This window comes from Agrobacterium sp. T29 (assembly GCF_006970545.1).
Lineage (GTDB): Bacteria > Pseudomonadota > Alphaproteobacteria > Rhizobiales > Rhizobiaceae > Agrobacterium > Agrobacterium leguminum.
Window position 1 is genome coordinate 131,381 of the sequence record NZ_CP040641.1, and the last position, 24,056, is coordinate 155,436.

Sequence of the window (24,056 nt, forward strand, 5' to 3'; positions counted from 1 at the left end):
CCTTCGCACGAAAAGCCGGTCGACTGCGGTTATCAACCACCAAACGATCATTCGGCTGCAAATTGCACTTTCATGGTGGCCGGATCGGATGGTTTCTTCGTAAAGAACGGCAGCATCTCCGAAAGCGGCAGCCGGTGCGAGACGAGCCGCGCCATGACATCGCCATCCGTTTCCAGAATGGCGAGCGCCTGCGGTATGTTGCGGTTCAGCGAATGCGAACCGACAAGCTTGAGCTGACGCCTGAAGATTTCGAAGGGCGCAACCGAAATGCGGGCATCAGGCGCGCAAACGCCGAAGAACAGCGCCGTGCCGCCATCGGCAACCAGCGGGATCATCGCTTCCGCAACGGGTGCGATACCGGTCGCATCCGCCACAACATCGAAAAACTTCTGTTGCCGCAGGAGCGTTTCCGAGCCGGAAACCGCCACCTGAAGCCCGAGACCTTCGGCAAAAGCCAGCCTGCTTTCGTTGATGTCGGCAATCGTCACCGTCTCGATGCCGCGCGCTTTCAGCGACAGCGCAAGCAGCAGGCCGATGGGACCGGCGCCAAAAACCAGCGCATTTTCAGCCACCGTTCCGTTCTCGCCGATGCCCGCGCTCTGCATGCCGTTGACGACGCAGGCGAGCGGTTCGGCCAGCGCCGCGACATGATAGGGCATGGAGCCGATGCCATGCAGGTGATCGGCGTGTACGACGCTGAATTCCGCGAAACCGCCATTATGGGAAACGCCATAGGCCTTCAGCGTGCTACAAAGATTGGTCAGCCCCTTACGGCAGCTCGGGCACGTGCCACAGGGCAGATTGGGATCGACCACCACCCGGTCGCCGGCCTTTATGCCCGTCACATCGGCGGCCACGGCCGCGACTTCACCGGCATATTCATGCCCCGGAATGACCGGAAAGGCGCCGTCGCCGTAACGCGCGTGGAGAACGTCGATATCGGTGTGGCAAAGCCCCGAAGCCTTGACCCGCACGAGCGCGTGGCCCGGCGGCAGATCGGCAACCGGAACGTCCGCCAGAACGGCCTGTCCCTTCTCGACGAATTGAATGGCATGCATGGTCATCTCCGGCTTTTCAGCTCATCCAGTTGCCGCCGTCGACATTATATGTCTGGGCGAGAATATAGTCGCTGTCGGAAGAGGCGAGGAAAACCGCGAGACCCTTGATGTCATCGGGCGTCGCAAAACGGCCGATCGGCACGGATTTCGCCACCGCCGCCTTCTTCTCGCCCGGCTTCAGGCCTTCCCATTTGGCAAATTCCGCATCGACCACTTCCCAGTGCTCACCATCCACCACGCCGGGTGCAATGGCGTTGACATTGATGCCGTGCTTGATGAGCGCCAGCGCCGCCGACTGCGTGGCGGAAATGATCGCCGCCTTGGAAGCGCAATAAAGCGTGACGAGCGCTTCGCCGCGACGGCCGGCCTGGCTGGCCATATTGATGATCTTGCCACCGCGCGCCCGCTCGATCATCACATTGGAAACCGCCTTCATCATGAACAGCGGCCCCTTGAGATTGATGTCGAAGACCCGCTCATAACTCTGTTCGGTAATGCCATTGATCGGCGCCATATCGAAGATCGCGGCATTGTTGACGAGAATGTCGATACCGCCGAATTCCTGATCCACCGCCTTCACCACGGCGTCGATCTCGGAAAGATTGGTCACATCCAGCTTCACGGCCTTGGCTGCAGGGCCGATGGCGGCGGCGGAAGCCGTCGCGCGGGCAATATCGATATCGGCGATAATCACCTTCGCACCTTCATCGGCAAAAGCCTGCGCGAAACCAAGGCCGATGCCGCGGGCGGCGCCGGTGATCAGCGCGACCTTGTTATTCAATCTCATGTCGATCTCCGTGATGCATGGTGGGGAATCTGGCCATGCTCGCTTGTTGTTAGATACTGTTCTCACCGGCTTATTCCTGTGCTTGTCACAGGAAACCAGCAGACGCGGCTCCCACGCGGCGAGAGAGTCCTTCCAGCCCAAAGACTTGGACTGACTGGATTCCTGTGACAAGCACAGGAATGAGAGTGGCGGGTGTGTGAACCCACCCATGCCGCCCGCCCCCGAAAGGCGAACGGGCGGCACGCCGGGAGGACGCGGCTACTTGATGTAGCCCGCGCGGGTCATGTCACGCTCGACCTGCTTCTGTGCGCCTTCGAGCGCCGCATCGACGGTCTGCTGGCCGGAAAGTGCTGCCGCGATCTGCTGGCCGACAACCGTACCGATGGACTGGAACTCCGGTATGGCGACGAACTGCACGCCGGTATAGGGCACCGGATCCTTGGTCGGCTTGGACGGATCGGCCGACATGATGGCTTTCAGCACGGTATCCGCAAAGGGCGCGGCCTTCTTGTATTCCGGCAGCTCATAGGTGGATTTGCGCGTGCCCGGCGGCACCGCCACCCAGCCTTCGCTTTCACCGACCGTCTTCACATAGTTCTTTGACGTCGCCCATTTGACGAAGGACTTGGCGGTTTCAAGCTTCTTCGTGGTGTTCGGAATTGCAAGGTTCCAGGACCAAGACCAGCTCGAACCGTTCGGCGTTGCCTCCACCGGAGCACGCGTAAACGCGGTCTTGTCGGCAACCTGGCTCTGCTTGGGGTCGTAAACGCGGCCCGCCGCCGAGGTGGCGTCGATCCACATGGCGCAACGGCCGGATGAAAACAGCGTCTGGTTCTCGTTGAAGCCGTTGGCGGCCGCACCGGGCGGGCCGTAGGAGGTCATCAGCGCCACATAATCCGAGATCGCCTTTTTCCACGGCTCGCTCGTCAGCTGCGGTTTCCAGTCCATGTCAAACCAGCGGCCGCCATAGGTGTTGATCATGGTGCCGAGGAAAGCCATGTTCTCGCCCCAGCCCGGCTTGCCGCGCAGGCAGATGCCATATTGCTGTTTCGGCTTGTCGGTCAGCTTGGCGGCGAAATCCTTGATCTGGTCGTAGGTCGGATTGTCCGGCATCTTCAGGCCGGCGGCGTCGAACATGTCCTTGCGGTAAAGCGTGAACGAGCTTTCAGTGTAGAACGGCACGGCGTAAAGCTTGCCGTCCACCGTCAGGCCCTTTTTGATCGGGTCGAGCAGATCGGCATAATCATAGTCGTCGCCGAGATCGTCGACCGGCGCCAGCCAGCCCTGCTTGCCCCAGATCGGCGCTTCGTAACCGCCGATGGTCATGATGTCGAACTGCCCACCATTGGTGGCGATATCGGTGGTGACACGTTCGCGCAGGACATTCTCTTCCAGCACGATCCAGTTGATCTTGTTGCCCGTCTCCTTCTCCCAGGCGCTGGAAAGCTTCTGCATGATGATCATGTCGCCATTGTTGACGGTGGCGATGTTGATTTCCTCCGCCTGCGCCAGACCGGCCAAAAGGCCCGCTCCCACGACAGACGACGACAGAATTCCAATGAATTTGCTCATGAGACCCGCTCCTCCTTTACGGATGTCCACGCATAACAATACATGCGTAAATTTTTTATCTCGCGAAATTCGCTCTCTTGTCAACATCTGAAAATAAATCGGAGCATGGAGATATCGTCACCCGTGCCGATAAGCCGCTGTTTTAAAGCGAATAATACCATAAAAAATTATTTCCAGAGGCGCCTCTCTTGCTGCGATGCAACAAAATTTTCATCATCCAATATATTGACGCGCGTAAATTTTTGAATGATATCCGAAAACCAGAAGCCCTCGGGACGGTGGATTTGCATCCGCCAAAAGGACGGGAGCCGAATGCATATGGAGGAGACGATGAGGCAGACATCCGCACTGGCGCCGCACACGAAAGGCCCGACCATCACGGCGGGGGAAATCCTCGTGGAAATCATGGCGACGACGGTGGGCGACGGCTTTCTGGAGCCGCAGGCACTGATCGGCCCCTTCCCGAGCGGCGCACCCGCCATCTTCATCGATCAGGTGGCGCGCTGCGGCGGAGCGGCCGGCATCATCGCGGCGGTGGGTGACGATGATTTCGGCCGTCTCAATGTCGAGAGGCTGCGCGGCGACGGCGTCGACGTATCTGCCATCGCCACCATAGCCGACCGGCCGACGGGCAGCGCCTTCGTGCGTTACCGGGAAAACGGCGCAAGGGACTTCGTTTTCAACATTGCCCATTCGGCGGCCAGCGAAACGCATATGACCGATGAAGCGCAGGCTCTTATCGAAAAAGCCGGCCATGTGCATGTCATGGGATCGGCCTTCGCGATTGCCGGCATTGGCGACATCATTCTCGAAGCCATCAGAAGCGTCAAGGCGCGCGGCGGCTCGGTCTCCTTCGATCCCAACATCCGCAAGGAACTGGCGCAGGGCGATGCCGGCCGCAGGCTGATCGACGATCTGCTTGGTGTTACCGATCTTCTCCTGCCCTCCGGTGAGGAGCTTCAGGCAGCCTCCGGGCTGGATGACGAGGACGCGGCTATCGAAAAGCTGCTGGCCTCCGGTATCGGCGAAATCGTGCTGAAGCGCGGCGCGGATGGCGCAAGCCATTTCAGCCGCGCCCATGGGCGCATCGACGTCCCCGGCTTGCGGGTCCGCGAAATCGACCCGACCGGTGCCGGCGACTGTTTCGGTGCGACCTATCTCACCTGCCGCCGCCTCGGCATGCATCCGCAAAAGGCGCTCACCTATGCCAATGCCGCCGGTGCGCACAATGTCACCCGCCGCGGCCCGATGGAGGGCGCCGCCAGCCTTTCCGAACTCGACGCCTTTCTGGCCGCGCAACTGTCGGAGGAAATCCTGTGACCGGTATACTCGAAAATCTCGCCGCCGCGCGCCGCTCCGGCAAGCCCGCCGGCATCACCTCCGTCTGCTCCGCCCATCCCGTTGTTCTGCGCGCCGCAATCCGCCGCGCCGCCGCCGGTAGGACACCGGTGCTGATCGAGGCGACCTGCAATCAGGTCAATCATCTCGGCGGTTATACCGGTATGACGCCGCGGGACTTCGTCAGCTTCGTCAACAGCATTGCCGAGGAAGAAGGGTTGCCCCGCGAACTGGTGATTTTTGGCGGAGACCATCTCGGCCCCAATCCCTGGCGCAAGGAACCGGCCGAGGAAGCGCTGACAAAAGCCGCCGCCATGGTCGAGGCCTATGTGACGGCAGGTTTTCGCAAGATCCATCTCGATGCCTCGATGGGCTGCGCCGGTGAACCGGCGGCGCTGGACGACGACACGATAGCCAACCGCGCCGCCAAACTTGCGGCCGTCGCCGAAAAGGCCGCCGCGGCTGCCGGCCTGCCGAAACCGCTTTATATTCTCGGCACCGAGGTGCCGGTGCCAGGCGGGGCTGACCATGTGCTCGATACGGTCGCGCCGACGCAGCCGCAGGCGGCGCGCCAGACCATCGACCTTCACCGCGAAATATTCGCGCGACACGGCCTTTCCGATGCGTTCGAACGGGTCATCGCCTTTGTCGTGCAGCCCGGCGTGGAATTCGGCAGCGACAATGTCGTCGCTTACGATCCGCAAGCGGCCACCGCCTTGAGCGCCGTGCTGGACGCCGAACCGCAACTGGTCTTCGAGGCCCATTCCACCGATTACCAGACGCAGGCCGCCCTCACGACACTGGTATGCGATGGATATCCCATCCTGAAAGTGGGCCCCGGCCTGACCTTCGCCTATCGCGAGGCGCTTTACGCTCTCGATATGATCGCCTCCGAGATGATCGGCGATTATGGCGACCGTCCTTTGGCGCGGACCATGGAGGAGCTGATGCTCTCCTCACCCGGCGACTGGCGCGGACATTACCATGGCGATGACATCACGCTCCGATTGCAGCGCCACTACAGCTACAGCGACCGCATCCGCTATTACTGGACGCGGCCGGAAGCGCTTGCGGCCGTTTCCGCCTTGCATAAGGCGCTGGATGGGAAGACAATTCCCGAACCCCTGCTGCGCCAGTATCTCGGCGAATTGCCGCTCGCGGCAGTTGCAGGAAAGGATATGGAGGAGGTTCTGGTCGCGGCAGTGGATCAGGTGCTGGCGACCTACCATGCGGCAACCGGCGAAGATCGTCACTAAGACAATCGTTAAATTCGGATACCCCGGCGGGAGACGTTGCGGGTATCGGTCAGGGAGGGGAAACTCATGGCAACCCGAAACACAAGCGGATTAGCGCGGGTTATGCTAGCGCCATCGGTGCTGTTGTTGCTGGTGTGGATGATCGTGCCTCTGGCGATGACCCTGTGGTTTTCGTTCCAGAACTACAATCTCCTCAACCCGGCCAATGTCAGCTTCGCGGGTCTCTTCAATTACCAGTATTTCTACACCGACCCGGCCTTCTTCCAGTCGATCTGGAACACGCTGCTGATCGTCGGCGGCGTCCTTCTGATCACGGTGGTTGGCGGCATCGCCATTGCGCTTCTGCTCGACAATGACATTTTCGGCCAGGGCATCGTGCGCATCATGATCATCTCGCCCTTCTTCGTCATGCCGCCGGTGGCCGCATTGGTGTGGAAGAACATGATCATGCATCCCGGTTACGGCGTTCTCGCCGATCTCTCACGCTTCTTCGGTTTCCAGCCGGTCGACTGGTTCGCGCAGTTTCCGCTGCTCTCCATCATCATCATCGTCGCCTGGCAATGGTTGCCGTTTGCGACACTGATCCTCTTGACGGCGCTGCAGTCGCTCGATGGCGAGCAGAAGGAAGCCGCCGAGATGGATGGCGCCAACTTCGTCAACCGCTTCATCCATCTGACCCTGCCGCATCTGTCGCGCGCCATCACCGTCGTCATTCTCATCCAAACGATCTTCCTGCTCGGCGTCTATGCGGAAATCCTCGTCACCACCAATGGCGGCCCCGGTTATGCCTCCACCAACCTCGCCTTCCTCATCTATCGCACGGCGCTTCTCGGTTACGACGTCGGCGGCGCTTCGGCCGGCGGCATCATCGCCGTCATCCTCGCCAATATCGTCGCCATCTTCCTGATGCGCGCCGTCGGCAAGAACCTCGACCGGTAAGGGGGAAACATCATGGCCCGCAAGACAACCACACGTGCGAAGATCGGCTTTTCCATCGCGGCCTGGGCCGTGGCGCTGCTGCTGTTCTTCCCGATCCTCTATGCCTTCCTCACCTCGATCAAGACCGAACCCGAGGCAATCGCCGGCTTCAGCCTCATTCCCTCGGGCACGCTCGAGAATTACGTGACGGTGCAGACCCAGCGCGATTACTTCAAGCCGTTCATGAACTCGGTGGTGCTGTCGCTCGGCTCGACGATCATCGCGCTGATCATCGCCATTCCCGCCGCCTGGGCCATGGCGTTCTCGCCGACCAAACGCACCAAGGACATTTTGATGTGGATGCTCTCCACCAAGATGATGCCGGCCGTCGCCGTCTTGGTGCCGATCTACCTGATCTTCCGCAATGCCGGCCTGCTCGATACCCGCATCGGGCTCACCATCATGCTCACCTTCATCAACCTGCCGATCGTCATCTGGATGCTCTACACTTACTTTCGGGAAATCCCCGGCGAGATTCTGGAAGCCGCCCGCATGGATGGCGCATCCTTGTGGAACGAGATCGTGCATGTGCTGACGCCGATGGCGGTTCCGGGCATTGCCTCGACGCTGCTCCTCAACGTCATCCTCGCCTGGAACGAAGCCTTCTGGACGATCCGGCTGACGACCACCAATGCAGCGCCGCTGACGGCCTTCATCGCCTCCTTCTCGAGCCCACAGGGGCTGTTCTGGGCAAAACTCTCGGCCGCCTCAATGATGGCGATCGCCCCCATTCTCGTCATCGGCTGGTTCTCGCAGAAACAACTCGTGCGTGGCCTGACCTTCGGCGCCGTGAAATAAGGAACGACAAACATGGGCAGCATTTCCCTTCAGAACGTGTCCAAGCTCTTCGGTGAGGCGAAAGTCATCCCGTCGATCGATCTCGATATCAACGACGGCGAGTTCGTCGTCTTCGTCGGTCCCTCCGGCTGCGGCAAGTCCACGCTTTTGCGCCTGATTGCCGGGCTGGAAGATGTCTCCGGCGGCAAGATCGTCATCGATGGCAAGGATGTCACCGAAAAGGCGCCGGCCGAGCGTGGCCTTGCCATGGTGTTCCAGTCCTATGCGCTTTATCCGCATATGAGTGTCAGGAACAACATCGCCTTTCCGCTGAAGATGGCCAAGCTCGACAAGGCCATCATCGATAAAAAGGTCGAGGACGCCGCCCGGGTGCTGAACCTTACCGATTATCTCGAACGCCGGCCCTCGCAGCTGTCGGGCGGCCAGCGCCAGCGCGTCGCCATCGGCCGCGCCATCGTGCGCGAACCGAAAGCCTTCCTGTTCGACGAGCCGCTTTCCAACCTCGATGCGGCGCTGCGCGGCACCATGCGGCTGGAAATCTCAGAACTGCACAACACGCTGAAAACGACGATGATCTACGTCACCCACGACCAGGTGGAGGCCATGACCATGGCCGACAAGATCGTCGTGCTCAACCGCGGCAATATCGAGCAGGTCGGTTCGCCGATGGAGCTTTACCGCTCCCCCGCCAACCTCTTCGTCGCCGGCTTCATCGGCTCGCCGCGCATGAACCTGGTGACGGGCGACTTTGCCCGCCAAAAGGGCGCCACCACCGCCGGCGTGCGGCCCGAGCATCTGCTGCTGTCGAAGGAAAGCGGGCTGTGGCAGGGCAAGGTCACGGTGGCCGAACATCTCGGATCGGATACCTTCCTGCATCTCGAGGTCGACGGTATCGGCCCGATCACTGCCCGCACGGACGGCGAGTTCGAATGCAAACACGGCGATACTGTCTTCATCACGCCCGATGATACCAAGATCCACAGGTTCGAAGAAAAGGGTAAGGCGATATGACGGGAAGACTGGAAAGGATAATCTGACGCCAGATTCGCGGCGTTTGCGACGGCTCCCAACACCCCCAACTTTCCGTCATTCCGGCCTTGAGCCGGAATCTAGCCAGCCCAAGTCCTTGGGCTGAAAGGGGTCTCTCGCCGCGCAGACGCGCGTCGTCTGGATTCCGGCTCAAGGCCGGAATGACGGAGGTGGGTGTGCAACCGCACAGGAAATATTCCTGCGTACTATGCCAAACCTCACGCCTCCCCGATCCTGACGCCATTCCTGTCGAAGACATGCAGCCTTTCCTGCGGGAAACCGACCCGCAGGGATTTACCCGGCTGCAACAATGCCCGGTCTGACGAAAACAGCTTGAACGGCAATCCATGCACGGTGAGGTGCAGGATGACGCCGAGGCCGGTTGGCTCGACCAGATCCACCGTTGCCTCGACGCTGCTTTCGGCGGGTGAGACGGCGACATGTTCCGGCCGGATGCCGAGCGTGACCGGCTCGCCATCGGCAAGCTTCACATCGCGACCGAGTGCGAGGCGCGTGCCATCGCCCAGCACGACGAAGCTGCCGCCATTCTCTCGCCCGATCCGGCCTTCGAGAAAATTCATGCCCGGCGAGCCGATGAAACCGGCGACGAAGAGATTGGCGGGGCGATCATAGAGATCGAGCGGCGCGCCGATCTGCTGCACATGGCCGGCATTCATGGCGACGATACGTGAGGCAAGCGTCATCGCCTCGATCTGGTCATGGGTGACGTAGACCGAGGTTGCGCCAAGATCGGCGTGCATGCGTTTGATCTCGGCGCGCATCTGCTCGCGCAGCCGGGCATCGAGGTTGGACAGCGGCTCGTCAAACAGGAAGGCCTTTGGCTGCCGCACGATGGCGCGGCCCATGGCGACGCGCTGGCGCTGGCCGCCGGAAAGCGCCTTCGGACGGCGGGCGAGATAGGGATCGAGGCCGAGTTTCGCGGAAGCACCGGCCACCGCCGCAGCGATGGTTTCTTTCGGGCTGCGGCGCAGGCGCAGGCTATAGCTCATATTGTCGGCGACGCTCATATGCGGATAGAGCGCATAGGACTGGAACACCATGGCGATATCGCGATCCTTCGGCCGGCGATCATTGACACGTTCGCCATCGATGGACAGGTCGCCGGATGTTATCTCTTCAAGGCCTGCGATCATGCGCAGCAGCGTCGATTTTCCGCAGCCGGAGGGACCGACGAGGACGATGAACTCGCCATCCCTGATATCAAGATCGACGCCATGCAGCACGGCGAGGTCGCCATAGGTCTTGCCGACATTCTTCAGCTCGATGGAAGCCATGGGATTATCCTTTCACCGCGCCGGCCGTCAGGCCCTGCACGAGATAACGTTGAATGAGCAGGAAGAAGAGGCAGGCCGGAATGAGCGCCAGAACGCCCGCCGCCATCATCTGCCCGAAATCGACGGAGAATTTCGAAACGAAGGTCAGAAGGCCAACCGGGAAAGTGGCACTCTGGTTGCCGGAAATCAGCATCAGCGCAAACAGAAGCTCGCTCCACGCGGCGGTGAAGACGAAACCGAGCGTCGCGGCGATGCCCGGCAGCGTCAGCGGCAGGATGATCTGGCGGAAGGCCGTAAACCGGCTTGCCCCGTCGATCATCGCCGCCTCTTCCAGATCCTTCGGAATGCCATCGAAGAAGGACTGCATCAGGAAGGTGGCGAAGGGAACGTTGAAGGCGGTGTAGACGATGACGAGGCCCGTCAGGCTGTTGGTGAGGCCGAGCGGCGACAGCATCTTGAAGATCGGCGCGACCAGCATGACCAGCGGAAACATCTGGGTGATCAGCATTAACGCCACGATCCAGTATTTGCCCTTGAAACGGAAGCGTGACAGTGCGTAACCCGACAGCGACGAGAGTATCGTCACGGCAATTGCCGTGGAGCCCGCGACGATGACACTGTTCTTAAAAAACGTCGGGAAGGCACTGTTTTCTATGACGAAACGATAATGATCCCAGGTCGCCCGCGATGGCCACATCCTGACACCTTCGCTATAGAGCAGATCGTTCGGCGTCACGGAAACCTTGAGCAGCCAGAACAATGGGAACAGCGCAAAGGCGATATAGGCAAGGATCGCCAGACGATGGGCAAGGGTAAGAAATATCCTTGAGGTCATCGGTCAGTCCTTCTCGATCAGGCGCTGGCGCAGCAGCACGATCAGCATGGAATAGGCAAGCAGCAGCACCAGCAGCACCAGCGCAATGGCCGAGGCATAACCGAAATCCAGACGCCGGAAGGCCTGGGTGAAGATGTAGCTGGCGACGATCTGCGTGCGGTCGGCCGGCCCGCCATTGGTCATGACGATGATGAGATCGGCGAAATTGGCGATCCAGACGGTGCGCAGCAGGATGGTGATGGCGATGGTGGGCGCCAGAAACGGCAGGGTGATGGAGGTGAAACGCTGCAACGGGTTCGCCCCATCGATTTCCGCCGCCTCATAAAGATCGCGCGGGATGGCCTGAAGTGCTGCCAGCAAAGTGATGGCGAAGAAGGGAATGCCCCACCAGACATTGGCGATGATCGGCCCCCACATGGCAAGCTGCGGATCGGCGAGAATATTGTTGGGTGCGGATAACAGCCCGAGCGAAACCATCCAGTGCGGCAGCGGCCCGATGACCGGATTGAACAGCCATGCCCAGTTGAGACCGGCAAGGAAGGTCGGCACGGCCCATGGCAGGAACACCAGCGCCTGTGCCAGCCCCCTGCCCGCAAAGGGTTTATCGAGCAGCAGCGCCAGAATGAGGCCGAAGAAGAATTGCAGGAAAACCGAAGCGCCCGTCCACCACAGCGTGTTTTTCAGCGCCCGGTAAAAAGCCGCATCCTGCGACAGCGCCTCCAGATGTTTGAGGCCAACAAAACCGCCGGAAAACGGATTGAGCAGCTGCACATCGCGAAAGGCATAAGAGAGGCCGAGCACCAGCGGCACCAGCATGACGGCGACGATGAGCACCAGCACGGGCGCGCTGTAAAGCCACGGTTCGGCCCAATCAGCAAACCGCCGCATCGCGGGCTTGCCAGCCGGTTTGCGCGCAGCCACCGGCCCGGCGCCATGGGCATAGGACATTGTATCGCTCCCTGATCGGACGACGGAACGGACGGGTTTTCCAGCCTCTCGGCTTACCGATCCGAAAAATTGCGAGGAAACGGCCTGTCGCAGCGAAGGCCGGCAAGACCGCCGCACGGGCATTTGCGCCCGCACGGCTGGTCAATGTCGTTACTTGGACGCCAGGAACTTCTGCTGCGCCTTGGTCATGTAATCAGCCCATTGCTTGGCAAGGTCTTCCGGCGTGATGTCGCCGAGCAGCGCTTCCTGCGATGTCTTGATCACAAGCGAATCCTTGAAGAAGGCGAATTCCTCAAGATAGGTCGGCATCGTCGTCGGCACGGCGTTCTTGTCGGCCAGTTCGTCGAACCAGCCCTTGAACTGCTCGCTGGCATAGAAGGGGTCCTTCTCCGCCGACTTGTGCACCGGCAGCGCACCGGTCTTCTTGTTCCACTCGATATTGCCTTCCGGCCCCTCAAGTGTCTCGATCAGCTTCCAGGAAAGGTCCTTGTTTTCGGATTTCGACATCATCGACCAGCCGGCGAAACCGATCGTCGGGAAGGTCTTGCCGTCAGGTCCCTTGGGCATGGTCATGACGCCGAAATCTTCCGGCTTCATGCGCTGTGCAATAGCGATAAGCGCATCCGGGTCCTGATCGAGGAAGGCGCAGGTGCCGGAATAAAAGCCGGCGACGATCTCATTGAAGCCCCAGTTGACGCTGTCCTTCGGCGCGTAACCGTTCTTGTAGAGATCGACCACATAGGTCAGGCCCTTCACCCAGCCGGGGCTGTCGAAGGTGGAGGTGCCGTCCTTGGTGAAGAACTCGTTCGAACCTGCCATGGATGCGCCGAACATGACCCAGCCATTCAGCCCGCCCGGACCGCCGCGCAGGCAATAGCCATATTTGCCGGGAAGGGCCGCGACCTTCTTCGAGGCATCGGCGAATTCGTCGAGCGTCTTCGGTGGCTCCTTCACGCCCGCCTGTTCCAGCAATTTCTTGTTGTAGAACATGGCGCGGAGATAGAAGCCGTAAGGCAGCATATAGGCCGTGTCCTTCACGTCGCGGCCGAGTTCCAGCGTGCGGTCGCTGAGACCCGCGGTGTGCTCCCATTTGGCGAGATATGGCTCGAGGCTTTCGAGCATGCCGTTATTGGCATAGAGCGACAGCCAGGTGTCGGGCATTTCCATCACGTCCGGAATATCGCCCGCAGAGACCATGGTGGCGAATTTCTGGAAGGCCTCGCTCCAGGGAAGCGAGATGATTTCCACCTTGGTGCCGGGATTGGCGGCCTCGAATTTCGAAACGATGCCCTTCAGCGTTTCGGTGCGTTCCGGGCTGGTGATGACTTCCACCAGCTTCAAGGTCGTGTCCGCCAGCGCCGTTCCGGTCATCAGGGCGGTGAAGATTGCTGCTGTTACCAGTTTTTTCATGTCTGTTCTCCCCTTTTTTGTGGTCAGTTTAAAAATGCGTCAGGCGGCAGAGGCCGCCTTGATCGCGGGTTCGAGATCTCTCCAGAGGGCTTCCGTGCCCTCCAGCCCGACATGCAGGCGCACCGAACGCGCGCTGATGCCGAAGGTGTGAGCGGAGTTCGGCTGCGCCTTCTGTTCGAGCACCACTTCCCCCGGAACGATCAGGCTTTCATGCCCGCCCCAGGAAACACCCAGTTTGAAAAGCTTGAGGCGGTCGGCAAAAGCGCGCACATCCACCCCTTCCTTGAAGATGAAGGAAAACAGGCCCGACGTGCCGTTAAGGCCGGGCGGCAGGCGGTTCGCCAGTCCCGGATGGCAGACCTTCTCCACCACATCCAGCGCCTGCAGGCGGGTTGCGATCTCAAGCGCCGAGGCCTGATGCGCCTTCATGCGCAGCGGCAGGGTGCGAAGCCCGCGAATGAGCAGCCAGGCATCGAAGGGCGACATCTTGCCGCCGAGATAGGGATAGGTTTCCGCCCGGATGCGGTCGATCATCGCCTTCGAACCGGCCACCACGCCGGAGACCACGTCGCTATGGCCGCCGAGATATTTCGAGGCGGAATGCACGACGAGATCGACGCCGAGCGAGATCGGCTGCTGGAAGACCGGGCTTGCCCAGGAATTGTCGATGACGGTGACGGCGCCGTGCCGCTTGGCAATGGCCGCCAGCGCGCCGACATCATGGGCCTCCATCACCCAGCTCGTCGGGCTTTCCATGTAGAACAGCTTCGCACCCGGCATCGCCTTTTCAACCGCCGCCTCGTCGCGGCCGTCGACATAGACCACCTCTATATTCATGCGCTGCATGAAGGTGCCGAACAGGCGGAACGCATCGGGATAGACATGGCGCACCGCGACAATACGGTCGCCCGGCGAAACGAAGGAAAGCACGGTGGAGGAAATGGCCGACATGCCGCTCGCAAAACCGAGCGCATCTTCCGCCCCTTCCAGCTTCGCCAGCATCTCCTCAAACAGCCGCACGGTGGGGTTCAGCCCGCGCGTATAGACCGGCCGCACCTTCTCACCGCGATAGGTGGAGACCATTTCGTCATAGCTGGAAAAGGTGAAAAGCGAGGTCTGCACGATGGGCGGCACCACGGCTTCGAAGGCGTGGGCCTCGTCATGCGCAACGATAAATGAGGCGGGATCGAAGAGATCGTTGCCATGGTTCATTTCGACATGTCCTTGATATCCTCCTCGACGACAGCGAGGATTTTCAGTGTTTCTTCACGCGCACCGGCCGCATCGCCGGCGGCGATGGCGTTGAACAGCGTGCGGTGAAAGGGGAAGGAGCGGCCGGCGAAATCCGGGCGGTCGAACGGCTTCGACCAGAAACGTTCGAAACCTTCGCGCATCTGCTCCAGAAGCTGCTTGAACAGCGTATTGTGGGTGGCGTCATAAATCGACAGATGGAAGGCGAGATCGGCCTTGCCGGAGGTGCCTTCGGCCAGATGCACCCGCTCCATCTCATCGAGCCGCGTTTCCATGATGGCGATATCTTCTGGAGTGCGGCGGCGGGCGGCGGCCATGGAGGCCTCCACTTCGATGCCGCGCCGTACCTCCAGCGTCATCAGTAGCGCATCGCGCAGGCTTTCGGCATCGATGGAAATCGGCATATGCACGGTGGCGGCGGAAATCGGCTTCAGCAGATAATTGCCGCTACCCTTGCGGCTGTCGATGACGCCCAGCGCCTGAAACTTGCGGATGACTTCGCGGATGGTGGAGCGGCCGACGCCGAGCGCCGCCATCAGTTCCCGCTCGGCCGGCAGCCGGTCTCCCGCCTTCAGCCCCGCCCGCTCCACATAGTCGGAAAGCGCGGCCTCGACCTGGCGCACGCGGTCGCTCGGCGGAATCGGCTGCATGAGTTCCCGGCTGGACCTGTCCAAGACGCACCCTCTAAATTGGTCTGACATCTTACCATTTCAAACGGGATGTCGATTGTCAACCGGCAAGCGGCCGTGCGTGCACACCATTCGGTTGGAGTCGCGAAAGAGTACCGGCGCGACCGCTCGATACGGAAAAAGGTCGAGACGGGAGATGGCTGAAGTGAAGAGATTAAAGCGCCGAATCACGACGACTGACGGCCGCCGGCTAAAGCACCGTCGCGCGGGCCACTCCACGCGCCAAAGCATCGGCATGCTCGTTGCCGACAGTGCCGGAATGCCCTTTGCACCATTCTACAACCACATGGGGATGCCGCTCCAGCAGGCTGTCGAGCTGCTGCCAGATGTCCCTGTCGGGGATCGGTCTTCGGCGAGTGCGCTGGTTGGGCGTGATCCGCTTCCAGCCGTTGTTGCGCCAGATCGCCCTATATCGGCGGCAGCCTTCGATGACATGAACGGCATCCGTCCAGAGTGTGACTGCCCGCGTTGGCGCCTCGACAGCGATCCAGGATAGTGCATTGAGGACGGCGAGAACCTCGAACGTATTGTTCGATGTGCCGACAGTCCTGCCTGAAGCGGAATGGACTTGGTGACCCGCTTCATGAACCACGAACGCCCATCCTCCGGATTTGGAAGCATCGTCGAAGGAGCCGTCGGTGAAGATGTGAAGCGCATCGGACATGAGGAGGCTTTGTAGCACCGATATGGAAATCGCTAAAGGAAGAGTTCCAGGGCCATTGCATGAACACAAAAGCAGAGAGGGCGGCACAAGCCACCCTCCCCGAACTCACAGCGATATGGTCGAACTTACTGGCCGAGCACGGCCGCCGTGATCGTCTCGATATTGTGGTTGATCATGTCGATATAGGTTGCAGCCGGGCCTTCGGCAGTCGAAAGCGCGTCGGAATAGAGCGTGCCGCCAACCTTCAGGCCGGTTTCGCTGGCGATCTGGTCGATCAGCCGCTTGTCGGTGATGTTTTCGACGAAGATCGCCGAAGCCTTGTCGTGCTTCACCTGATCCACCAGCTTGGCGACATCGGCGGCCGAGGCTTCGGATTCCGTCGAAACGCCTTCAGGTGCGAGGAAATTCAGGCCATAGGCATGCTCGAAATAACCGAAGGCGTCATGCGAGGTAATGATGACGCGCTTTTCCGGCGGGATGGCGGCGATCTCGGTCTTCACCTTCTCGTTCAGAGCGGCAAGCTTGGCAATATAGGCATCCGAATTGGCGGTGTAGGTCGCGCAACCGGCCTTGTCGACCTCGCAAAAGGCGCCGGCAATGTTCTTCACGTAGATTTCAGCGTTCTTGATCGACTGCCAGGCATGCGGGTCGAACTCGCCGTGATGGTGATGACCCTCATGGCCATGGTCGTGATCGTGGGCCTCGGCGGTCTCATGGCTGTGGCCGGCTTCTTCTGCCTTGTGGTCGTGACCTTCCTCTTCCTCGGCTTCCGGATGGGCGTGACCGGCCGGCTCTTCGGAAAGCTTGAGCGGCTCCACACCCTTGGTCAGCTCCACCACCGGCGCCTTGGTGCCGCTGGTGTCGATCAGCCGCTTCAGGAAGCCTTCGAATTCCAGACCGTTGACCAGCACCACATCCGCCTTGCTGACGGCGACGGCATCGGCCGGACGGGGTTCATAGACATGGGCGTCGCCATCCGGCCCGACCAGCGTGGTGATTTCGACGCGATCACCGCCAACGTTCTTCGCGAAATCGGCGATGATCGAGAAACTGGCAACGACCTTGAGTTCGGCGGCGGACGCCTGCGCCATCAGAACCGGGGAGAGGGAAAGAAGGCTGGCGCAGGTGGCCAGACGGAAGGTTTTGAACATGAAGGTTCTCCTTTTTCGAACGCTGTTTTCAGGCCGTCCTGTGACGGCCGGAACCGAGAAGATCGCTGAGCACGCCACGCGTGCCGATGAGGATGGAGAGCGCATAGATGACGCCCGCGGAAAGGATGATCGCCGGGCCGGATGGCAGCGACGCGTGATAGGACAGAAGCAGGCCAGCGAAGCAGGACACCATGCCGATGCCGATGGAAATGAAGCACATGGGCGCGACACGGTTGGACCAGAAGCGGCTGGCGGCGGCGGGCAGCATCATCAGCCCGACCGAGAGCAGTGTTCCCAGCGCCTGAAAGCCGCCGACCAGATTGAGCACGACGATGGCAAGGAAGAGGAAATGCACCGGGCTGCCCCAGTTGCTGACCGAGCGCAGAAACAGGGGATCGAGGCATTCCGCCAGCAGCGCCCGCCAGAAGGTTATCATCACCACCAACGTCACGATGCAGATGCCGCCGATCAGGCCGAGCGCCTCATTGTTCAGCGCCAGCACGGTGCCGAACAGCACATGCATCAGATCGACGCTGGAACCGCGCCATGAGACGAGCAGCACGCCAAGCGCCAGCGAAATGAGATAAAAGGCGGCAAGCGAGGCGTCTTCCTTCTGGATGGTGAAGCGTGACACAGCGCCTGCACCCAGCGCGACCAGAAGGCCGACGGCCAGCCCGCCGATGGTCATGGGCAGGATTTCCAGCCCGTAGAACAGAAACCCGACCGCCGCTCCCGGCAGGATGGCGTGGGACATGGCGTCGCCCGTCAGGCTCATGCGGCGCAGCATCAGAAACACACCGACCGGGCCACAGCTGACGGCAAGGATCAGCGCACCGGCAAGCGCGCGCTGCATGAAGACATATTGGACGAAGGGTTGGATGAAGATATCAGCCATGGACATTCGAATTCGCGTGGGAGTGGGCATGGGAATGGGCGGATGCCGCCTGCGGGCTTGCCCCGACGATCTGCAGCGAGGGCGCCTCGGCCGGTTCGCACCAGGGCGCATTTTCCTCCCACGCCTCGTGGAAATGCCGCGCCTGCCGGATGTTCTCCGCCTTCAGGACTTCGGCCGTCGGACCCAGCCCGACAAGCTTTCGGGCAAGGAACAGGGTCTCCGGAAAATGCTGCCGCACGAGCTGGAAATCATGAAGGACGGCCAGAACCGTGCGCCCCTCCGCCACCCATGATTTGATGAGGACCATAAGGTCGGAAACGGTGCGCTCGTCGACGGCGTTGAAGGGTTCGTCGAGCAGGATCAGCTGCGCATCCTGCAACATGGCGCGGGCAAACAGGGCGCGCTGCATCTGGCCGCCGGAGAGCGAGTCGATATTGCGCTTTTCAAAACCGGAAAGCCCGACCGCCTCCATCACGCGGCCCATCGCCGCCCGGTCTTCGGGACGGTGGCGGCCAAGCAGGCCGCGTTTCGGCCAGAGACCAAGCGCTACCAGATCCCGCACCTGCGCTGGAAAGGAACGGTCGAGTTCCGATTGCTGCGGCAGATAAGCGACGGACAGATTTGGGCTTACCCGGCATTCGCCGCCGAGCGGCTTCAAAATGCCGGCAATGCCTTTCATCAGCGTCGATTTTCCAGAGCCATTGGCGCCAACCACCGCAGTGAGCGAGCCTCTGGCAATATCGCCGTTCAGATGATGCACGGCCGCGCGGCCGGCATATCCAAGCGTCAGGTTTTTGAAGGCGAGGCACGGATCGCTCATCGATCCCTCCGGGGCAGGATGTCATTCGATGGCCCTTGATATGTAATGTTATTACATTCGTCAAACGAATATGTAATGAAATAACATTAACTATCGGAAAGATACGTTGCGCTTCGCATAAGCCGCAGCTCCGCATTGCGGGGACGCTTTTTTTCTGTCGCCCGTTGACAGGCGGCCAATATGTAATGTTATTACGTTACAAAACAAGGACGGGGCAGCACTGAACCCGTCGTTTCCAGATCGTGCGCATGGCCGCCATGAGGTCCACGCGAGCGTTGCCAAAGAACGAGGTCCATATGTCGCAAAAACTTCCCGTCACCGTGCTTTCCGGCTTTCTCGGCGCTGGCAAGACGACGCTTCTCAACCATATTCTCGCCAATCGCGATGGTCTGCGCGTGGCGTTGATCGTCAACGACATGAGCGAGATCAATATCGACGCCGCATTGGTGCGCGATGGCGGCGCCAATCTTTCACGCACCGAGGAGCAGTTGGTGGAAATGACCAATGGCTGCATCTGTTGCACGCTGCGCGACGACCTCCTGACGGAGGTGCGGGCGCTGGCCGAACAGGGTCGTTTCGATTACCTGCTGATCGAATCCACCGGTATCGCCGAGCCGCTTCCGGTCGCGGCAACCTTCGATTTTCGCGATGAAAACGGCCGCAGCCTTTCCGATGTCGCGCGTCTCGACACCATGGTGACGGTGGTGGATGCCGCCAATCTTCTCAACGATTACGGCTCGTCCGATTTTCTCGCCGACCGGGGCGAAACGGCGGGCGATGGCGACAACCGCACCATCGTCGACCTTCTGGTGGAGCAGATCGAATTCGCCGATGTCGTCGTTCTCAACAAGATCGGGACTGCCACACCGGAACAGCGAGACGCCGCCCGCAAAATCATTGTCGGGCTGAACCCGGATGCGAAATTGATTGAAGCCGATTTCGGCAAAGTGGTGCTGAAGGAGGTTCTGGGCACGGGGCGTTTCGATTTCGCCAGGGCCGAAGAACACCCTCTGTGGTTCAAGGAATTGCACGGCTTCAAGGACCACATTCCCGAAACCGAGGAATATGGCATCCGCTCCTTCGTTTACCGCGCCCAAAAACCCTTCGACCCCGTGCTGTTCCAGCGCTTCATCGACCGCGCCTGGCCAGGCGTGGTGCGCGCCAAGGGCTTCTTCTGGCTGGCGACGCGTCCGCGTTACGTCGGCGAGATCAGCCAGGCCGGCGCATTGGTGCGCACCGGCAAGATGGGCCTGTGGTGGTCCGCCGTGCCGAAGGAGCAATGGCCGCGCGAAAAGCAGTTCCTCGATATGATGAAGCCCTATCTCGATCCGGTCTTCGGCGACCGCCGACAGGAAATCGTCTTCATCGGCTCCGATCCGATGAACGAGGCGCGCATCCGCGCGCAGCTCGACGCCTGCCTGATCGATACCGAGGCATTCACGCCGGATGCATGGCGGCACCTGCCCGATCCTTTTGCAAGCTGGGACCGGCAGGCGGCTTGATCGATAGCTACCGATGCGGAGCATCCGTAAACCGTCACCCCGGACTAGGTCCGGGGTCCAGCGCGATCAAGTACCTGATCGCGAGAGACTCCTTTCACGGCGCAGACGCGCCGTGGCTGGATGCCGGATCTAGTCCGGCATGACGGAGGAGAGGCTTCATAGAAAATTCAGCGTCACCAGCGCCAGAACGAGATAACGCCCGACCTTGGCGATGGTGACCAGCAGCAGGAAGACCGGCAGCGGTTCCTTCATGATGCCGGCGGCGACAGTCAGCGGATCGCCAATCAGCGGCGCCCAGCTGATGAGCAGGGACCATTTGCCATAACGACGATACCAGTTCTGGGCGCGCTCCAGCGCCGCCTCCCCGACGGGAAACCAGCGTTCATGCCGAAAGCGCTCGATGCCGCGGCCAAGCAGCCAGTTCGCAAAGGAGCCGGCGACATTGCCGGCGCTGGCCACGACGACCAGCAGCCAGACGGGCTGTGATTTCAGAAGGATGAGGCCGGCCAGTGCCGCCTCCGACTGCATGGGCAGAATGGTCGCCGCGATAAACGCCGTCAGGAACAAACCCGCATATACCGCCAGATCGGCCATCGCCCGCCCTTTATCATCCGCGAATCCCGTCACTGCCCCTGAAGTGGCGGATGAGGGCGTCGGCGGTCAAGCGCATCTTGAGCCTGAAAACGGGTTCTCAAGCCGAATTCGCGGCAATGGCGCGCACGATATCGTCATGATCCACCGCGAGAAGCGGCTTGTGGACGGATAGTTGCCGGCTTGTGCCGGCAGCTGACAGGATGACGATCACCGTTTCCCGCGGCGGACAATCCGGCAGGGAGCAGGAAAGCTCGCTGACGGTGATAATGTCTTCGGGGTGGAGATGCAGCAGATCGCGGGACCATTGCTTCAGAAGACGGGCCTGCGAGACAATTGCGGAGCCGCTGCGCGCAAGCGGATTGTTCATGCCCTGCCCTTTCGCCCCGCCTGCGAGGCCAATGTCTCGAAGAGAGCGCGGATCGGCTGCTGCGGCATGTCCATGCCGATCAGCACGATGCGCGTGGAACGATTGCCATCCGGCCAGCGCTCCAGGCGGGTCAATGGATAAAGCCGGTGCTGCACCGCATGGGCGACAACCGGCCGCTCCGGGTCATCCGTCGCACCGAAAATTCCCTTGAGCCGCAGCAGGCCGGAATGCACATTGCTTGTGACGAGCTCCAGAAACGTGACGATCGCCTGCGGATCGAAAGCGCCGTCAAAGGTGAGATCGAAAGCCTCGACCCCGACGCCATGGCGGTTGATATCGTGCTGGTGGGCGGCATGAAGGCTCAGCCTGTCGGCCGCAAGCCACCCCGGCGCATCCTCCGGCTTGCCGCGCAGCGAATAATCCGAGGCTGCAAACAACGACATCAGATCGAAATCGGCGGCATTACGGTCGTGAAACAAGGCCGCAGGATTGAGATCGGCGAGACTTTCTCGGTCCACGGCTGCGGCATCGGCAAGATCGGTTTTCGTTAGAACGATATGGTCGGCAAAGGCAAGCTGTTTCCAACCTTCGATAAAGCTGTCGAGCATCGCCGGACCGGAGACAACGTCGAAAGCCGTGACCACGCCTGAAAGGTGGAAATGCCGGGCGACGATGTGATCGCGCAGGCCAAGCGCCGGCGTGCCACCGGCGATCAGGCTGTTGATGATCGGCGCGGGATCGGCAAGGCCGGTGGTTTCGATGACGACCCGCGATACTTCCGGCATCATCCCTTCCAGAAAGGCCTGATGCAGCTCATAAAGCGAGGTGCGGATATCGCTGGTGGCCGTACAGCAGATGCAGCCCGTCGTCGTTCTGAAATATCGTTCAGAACCCGTTCGCACCAGACCGTGATCGATTGGCACCGAGCCGAATTCATTGACGATGACCGCGGCATCGCGCATGGACGGCTCAGTCAGAAGCGCGTTCAGCAACGTCGTCTTGCCCGCTCCCAGAAAACCGGTCAGCAGCGTAACCGGCACCGTGCGGACAGGTGGCGCGACGGCCGAATCGTCCCTGGAATCGACCGCCTTCTTCCGCTTCATTCCGAACACATCCGCACCTTCGCCATCCATAAATTCGCCGCACCATAATACGTAATGTAATAACATATCAATGACGATTATTGGATTTCCGGCGGGAGCTGATCCCGCGCCGGCATGCCCCTAACGGTCGGGCGCATGAAAAAACCATGGAACGAAGGAAATGGAATAATAAATCCGTTTCCTTCACTTTCGTTTTAATCGTTCCACGTTCTCTTGCATTTTCGTTAGAGTTCGCTTTTAATCAGATCGCTAGTACAGAAAAGATCGCCCGCAGCCGGATCGAGGAGGAACGACTGCAATAAGGGGCTGTATCTTTTACTGTTTTCATAACGGGAGGAATGACCTTGAAAAAACTCAGCTACCGCCTCGCCGCGGCATCCGCGCTTTCGTTTTTTGTCACATCGAATGCATATGCAGTAACGGACATTCAGTGGTGGCACGCCATGACCGGCGCCAACAACGAGGTCGTGGATACGCTTGCCAAAGAATTCAACGATAGCCAGAAAGAATACAAGATCACGCCCGTCTTCAAGGGCACCTATCCGGAAACGCTGAATGCCGGCATTGCGGCGTTCCGCGCCAAGCAGCCGCCGGCGATCATTCAGGTCTTCGACGCCGGTTCGGGCGTGATGATGGGTGCTGCCGGCGCCATCAAGCCGGTGGCGGACGTGCTGAAGGAAGGCGGCTACACTTTCAACAAGGCCGACTATCTGGCCGGCATCGTGGCCTATTATTCCAAGCCTGACGGCACCATGCTGTCCTTCCCTTACAATTCGTCCTCGCCGATCCTCTATTACAACAAGGATGTCTTCCAGAAGGCCGGCCTCGACGCCGCTAACCCACCGAAGACCTGGCCGGAAGTTTTCGAAGCCGCCAAGAAGATCAAGACCAGCGGTGCGGCGCAATGCGGTTTCACCTCCACCTGGCTTACCTGGATTCAGACCGAAAACTTCGCCGCCTGGAACAACGTCTCCTATGGCAGCAATGAAAACGGCCTTGGCGGCACGGATGTGAAGCTTGCGGTCAATGCACCGCTCTTCGTCGAGCATTTCCAGGCGATTGCCGATCTCGCGAAAGACGGCACCTTCCGTTATGGCGGCCGCACTTCGGAAGCCAAGCAGCTGTTCATGTCCGGCGAATGCGGCATCCTGACCGAATCTTCCGGCGGCCTTGGCGATATCGTCAAGACCGGCATGAATTACGGCATCGGTCAGCTTCCCTATTACGAGGGCCATGGTCCGCAGAACACCATTCCCGGCGGCGCCAGCCTCTGGGTCTTCGGCGGCAAGAGCGATGCCGAATATAAGGGTGTGGCCGAGTTCTTCCACTTCCTCTCCCAGACCAAGATTCAGGCACGCCTGCATCAGGTCTCCGGCTACATGCCCGTGACCATCGCGGCCTATGAGGAAACCAAGAAATCCGGCTTCTACGACAAGAACCCCGCCCGTGAAACGCCGCTGCTGCAGATGATGGGAAAGCCGCCGACAGAAAACTCCAAGGGCGTGCGTCTCGTGAACCTGCCGCAGGTGCGCGACATCATGAATGAGGAGTTCGAGGCGATGCTGGCCGGCAAGCAGGACGCGAAAGCGGCACTCGACAAGATCGTCGAGCGCGGCGATGCGGCCATCAAACAGGCTGCCGGCAACTAAGAGATCCCCTGCCCCGCCCGCATCCTCGACAGGGTGCGGGCGGCATTCCCATCTCATCAGGAGATCG

The 24,056-nt window shown here is 60.5% G+C and carries 23 protein-coding genes; 7 read left to right on the top strand and 16 right to left on the bottom strand.

Annotated features, from left to right (window positions below):
• Nucleotides 1-47: 47 nt before the first annotated feature.
• The 3 genes from FGF54_RS15635 to FGF54_RS15645 all read right to left on the bottom strand — a co-directional run bounded on the left by FGF54_RS15635 (nt 48) and on the right by FGF54_RS15645 (nt 3,417).
• A complete protein-coding gene (locus tag FGF54_RS15635) occupies nt 48-1,058 on the bottom strand; it encodes a D-altritol 5-dehydrogenase (protein WP_142780340.1) in 1,011 nt (336 codons plus the stop codon).
• Between the two features lie 16 nt (nt 1,059-1,074).
• Nucleotides 1,075-1,845 carry a galactitol 2-dehydrogenase gene (locus tag FGF54_RS15640; RefSeq protein WP_142780341.1) on the bottom strand — a complete coding sequence of 257 codons (771 nt, stop codon included), beginning with the start codon at nt 1,843-1,845 and terminating at the stop codon, nt 1,075-1,077.
• Nucleotides 1,846-2,103: 258 nt separating this feature from the next.
• Nucleotides 2,104-3,417: a sugar ABC transporter substrate-binding protein gene (locus tag FGF54_RS15645; RefSeq protein WP_168208146.1), complete on the bottom strand. Its 1,314-nt coding sequence runs from the start codon at nt 3,415-3,417 to the stop codon at nt 2,104-2,106.
• Nucleotides 3,418-3,729: 312 nt separating this feature from the next.
• Between FGF54_RS15645 and FGF54_RS15650 the strand changes: the two genes are divergently transcribed.
• The 5 genes from FGF54_RS15650 (at nt 3,730) to FGF54_RS15670 (ending at nt 8,798) form a co-directional block, all read left to right on the top strand.
• Nucleotides 3,730-4,737, top strand: a complete 1,008-nt coding sequence (locus FGF54_RS15650) for a sugar kinase (RefSeq protein WP_168208147.1) — start codon at nt 3,730-3,732, stop codon at nt 4,735-4,737.
• The gene (locus FGF54_RS15655) at nt 4,734-6,011 is read left to right on the top strand and encodes a D-tagatose-bisphosphate aldolase, class II, non-catalytic subunit (protein ID WP_142780343.1); all 1,278 of its coding nucleotides are present in this window, start codon (nt 4,734-4,736) and stop codon (nt 6,009-6,011) included. The genes FGF54_RS15650 and FGF54_RS15655 overlap by 4 nt, the downstream gene beginning before the upstream one ends.
• A 66-nt stretch (nt 6,012-6,077) precedes the next feature.
• On the top strand, nt 6,078-6,950 hold the full coding sequence (locus FGF54_RS15660) for a carbohydrate ABC transporter permease (protein ID WP_142780344.1): 873 nt from the start codon (nt 6,078-6,080) through the stop codon (nt 6,948-6,950).
• 12 nt (nt 6,951-6,962) lie between these two features.
• Nucleotides 6,963-7,787 carry a carbohydrate ABC transporter permease gene (locus tag FGF54_RS15665; RefSeq protein WP_080837073.1) on the top strand — a complete coding sequence of 275 codons (825 nt, stop codon included), beginning with the start codon at nt 6,963-6,965 and terminating at the stop codon, nt 7,785-7,787.
• 12 nt (nt 7,788-7,799) lie between these two features.
• Entirely contained in the window at nt 7,800-8,798 is a 999-nt protein-coding gene (locus tag FGF54_RS15670; protein WP_142780345.1) for an ABC transporter ATP-binding protein, read from the top strand.
• 236 nt (nt 8,799-9,034) lie between these two features.
• Here FGF54_RS15670 and FGF54_RS15675 read toward each other — a convergent pair whose 3' ends face one another.
• The 10 genes from FGF54_RS15675 to aztA form a co-directional block, all read right to left on the bottom strand.
• Nucleotides 9,035-10,111 carry an ABC transporter ATP-binding protein gene (locus FGF54_RS15675; protein WP_142780346.1) on the bottom strand — a complete coding sequence of 359 codons (1,077 nt, stop codon included), beginning with the start codon at nt 10,109-10,111 and terminating at the stop codon, nt 9,035-9,037.
• A 4-nt stretch (nt 10,112-10,115) separates the two neighbouring features.
• On the bottom strand, nt 10,116-10,946 hold the full coding sequence (locus FGF54_RS15680; RefSeq protein ID WP_035228147.1) for a carbohydrate ABC transporter permease: 831 nt from the start codon (nt 10,944-10,946) through the stop codon (nt 10,116-10,118).
• Nucleotides 10,947-10,949: 3 nt separating this feature from the next.
• Complete coding sequence (locus FGF54_RS15685) at nt 10,950-11,894, bottom strand: carbohydrate ABC transporter permease (RefSeq protein ID WP_003525091.1); 945 nt, start codon at nt 11,892-11,894, stop codon at nt 10,950-10,952.
• 150 nt (nt 11,895-12,044) lie between these two features.
• A complete protein-coding gene (locus FGF54_RS15690) occupies nt 12,045-13,304 on the bottom strand; it encodes a sugar ABC transporter substrate-binding protein (protein ID WP_142780347.1) in 1,260 nt (419 codons plus the stop codon).
• A 39-nt stretch (nt 13,305-13,343) separates the two neighbouring features.
• Nucleotides 13,344-14,516, bottom strand: a complete 1,173-nt coding sequence (locus FGF54_RS15695; protein WP_142780348.1) for a PLP-dependent transferase — start codon at nt 14,514-14,516, stop codon at nt 13,344-13,346.
• On the bottom strand, nt 14,513-15,205 hold the full coding sequence (locus FGF54_RS15700; RefSeq protein WP_035228153.1) for a FadR/GntR family transcriptional regulator: 693 nt from the start codon (nt 15,203-15,205) through the stop codon (nt 14,513-14,515). The genes FGF54_RS15695 and FGF54_RS15700 overlap by 4 nt, the downstream gene beginning before the upstream one ends.
• 229 nt (nt 15,206-15,434) lie before the next feature.
• Nucleotides 15,435-15,908 carry a ribonuclease H gene (locus FGF54_RS15705; RefSeq protein WP_142780349.1) on the bottom strand — a complete coding sequence of 158 codons (474 nt, stop codon included), beginning with the start codon at nt 15,906-15,908 and terminating at the stop codon, nt 15,435-15,437.
• A gap of 125 nt (nt 15,909-16,033) precedes the next feature.
• A complete protein-coding gene (gene aztC, locus FGF54_RS15710) occupies nt 16,034-17,059 on the bottom strand; it encodes a zinc ABC transporter substrate-binding protein AztC (protein ID WP_142780350.1) in 1,026 nt (341 codons plus the stop codon).
• Nucleotides 17,060-17,087: 28 nt separating this feature from the next.
• Entirely contained in the window at nt 17,088-17,954 is an 867-nt protein-coding gene (gene aztB, locus FGF54_RS15715) for a zinc ABC transporter permease AztB (protein ID WP_003525097.1), read from the bottom strand.
• Nucleotides 17,947-18,774 (bottom strand): zinc ABC transporter ATP-binding protein AztA, encoded by an 828-nt coding sequence (gene aztA, locus FGF54_RS15720; RefSeq protein WP_142780351.1) that lies wholly within the window; start codon nt 18,772-18,774, stop codon nt 17,947-17,949. The genes aztB and aztA overlap by 8 nt, the downstream gene beginning before the upstream one ends.
• Before the next feature lie 296 nt (nt 18,775-19,070).
• Between aztA and zigA the strand changes: the two genes are divergently transcribed.
• Entirely contained in the window at nt 19,071-20,276 is a 1,206-nt protein-coding gene (gene zigA / locus FGF54_RS15725) for a zinc metallochaperone GTPase ZigA (RefSeq protein WP_020813337.1), read from the top strand.
• A gap of 156 nt (nt 20,277-20,432) precedes the next feature.
• Here zigA and FGF54_RS15730 read toward each other — a convergent pair whose 3' ends face one another.
• The 3 genes from FGF54_RS15730 to FGF54_RS15740 all read right to left on the bottom strand — a co-directional run bounded on the left by FGF54_RS15730 (nt 20,433) and on the right by FGF54_RS15740 (nt 22,340).
• Complete coding sequence (locus FGF54_RS15730; RefSeq protein ID WP_142780352.1) at nt 20,433-20,870, bottom strand: YqaA family protein; 438 nt, start codon at nt 20,868-20,870, stop codon at nt 20,433-20,435.
• Between the two features lie 97 nt (nt 20,871-20,967).
• Nucleotides 20,968-21,237 (bottom strand): hypothetical protein, encoded by a 270-nt coding sequence (locus tag FGF54_RS15735; protein WP_142780353.1) that lies wholly within the window; start codon nt 21,235-21,237, stop codon nt 20,968-20,970.
• Nucleotides 21,234-22,340 carry a GTP-binding protein gene (locus FGF54_RS15740; protein WP_246666990.1) on the bottom strand — a complete coding sequence of 369 codons (1,107 nt, stop codon included), beginning with the start codon at nt 22,338-22,340 and terminating at the stop codon, nt 21,234-21,236. The genes FGF54_RS15735 and FGF54_RS15740 overlap by 4 nt, the downstream gene beginning before the upstream one ends.
• A gap of 338 nt (nt 22,341-22,678) precedes the next feature.
• Between FGF54_RS15740 and ugpB the strand changes: the two genes are divergently transcribed.
• Entirely contained in the window at nt 22,679-23,989 is a 1,311-nt protein-coding gene (ugpB, locus tag FGF54_RS15745) for a sn-glycerol-3-phosphate ABC transporter substrate-binding protein UgpB (RefSeq protein ID WP_003523344.1), read from the top strand.
• The last annotated feature ends 67 nt before the right edge of the window (nt 23,990-24,056 follow it).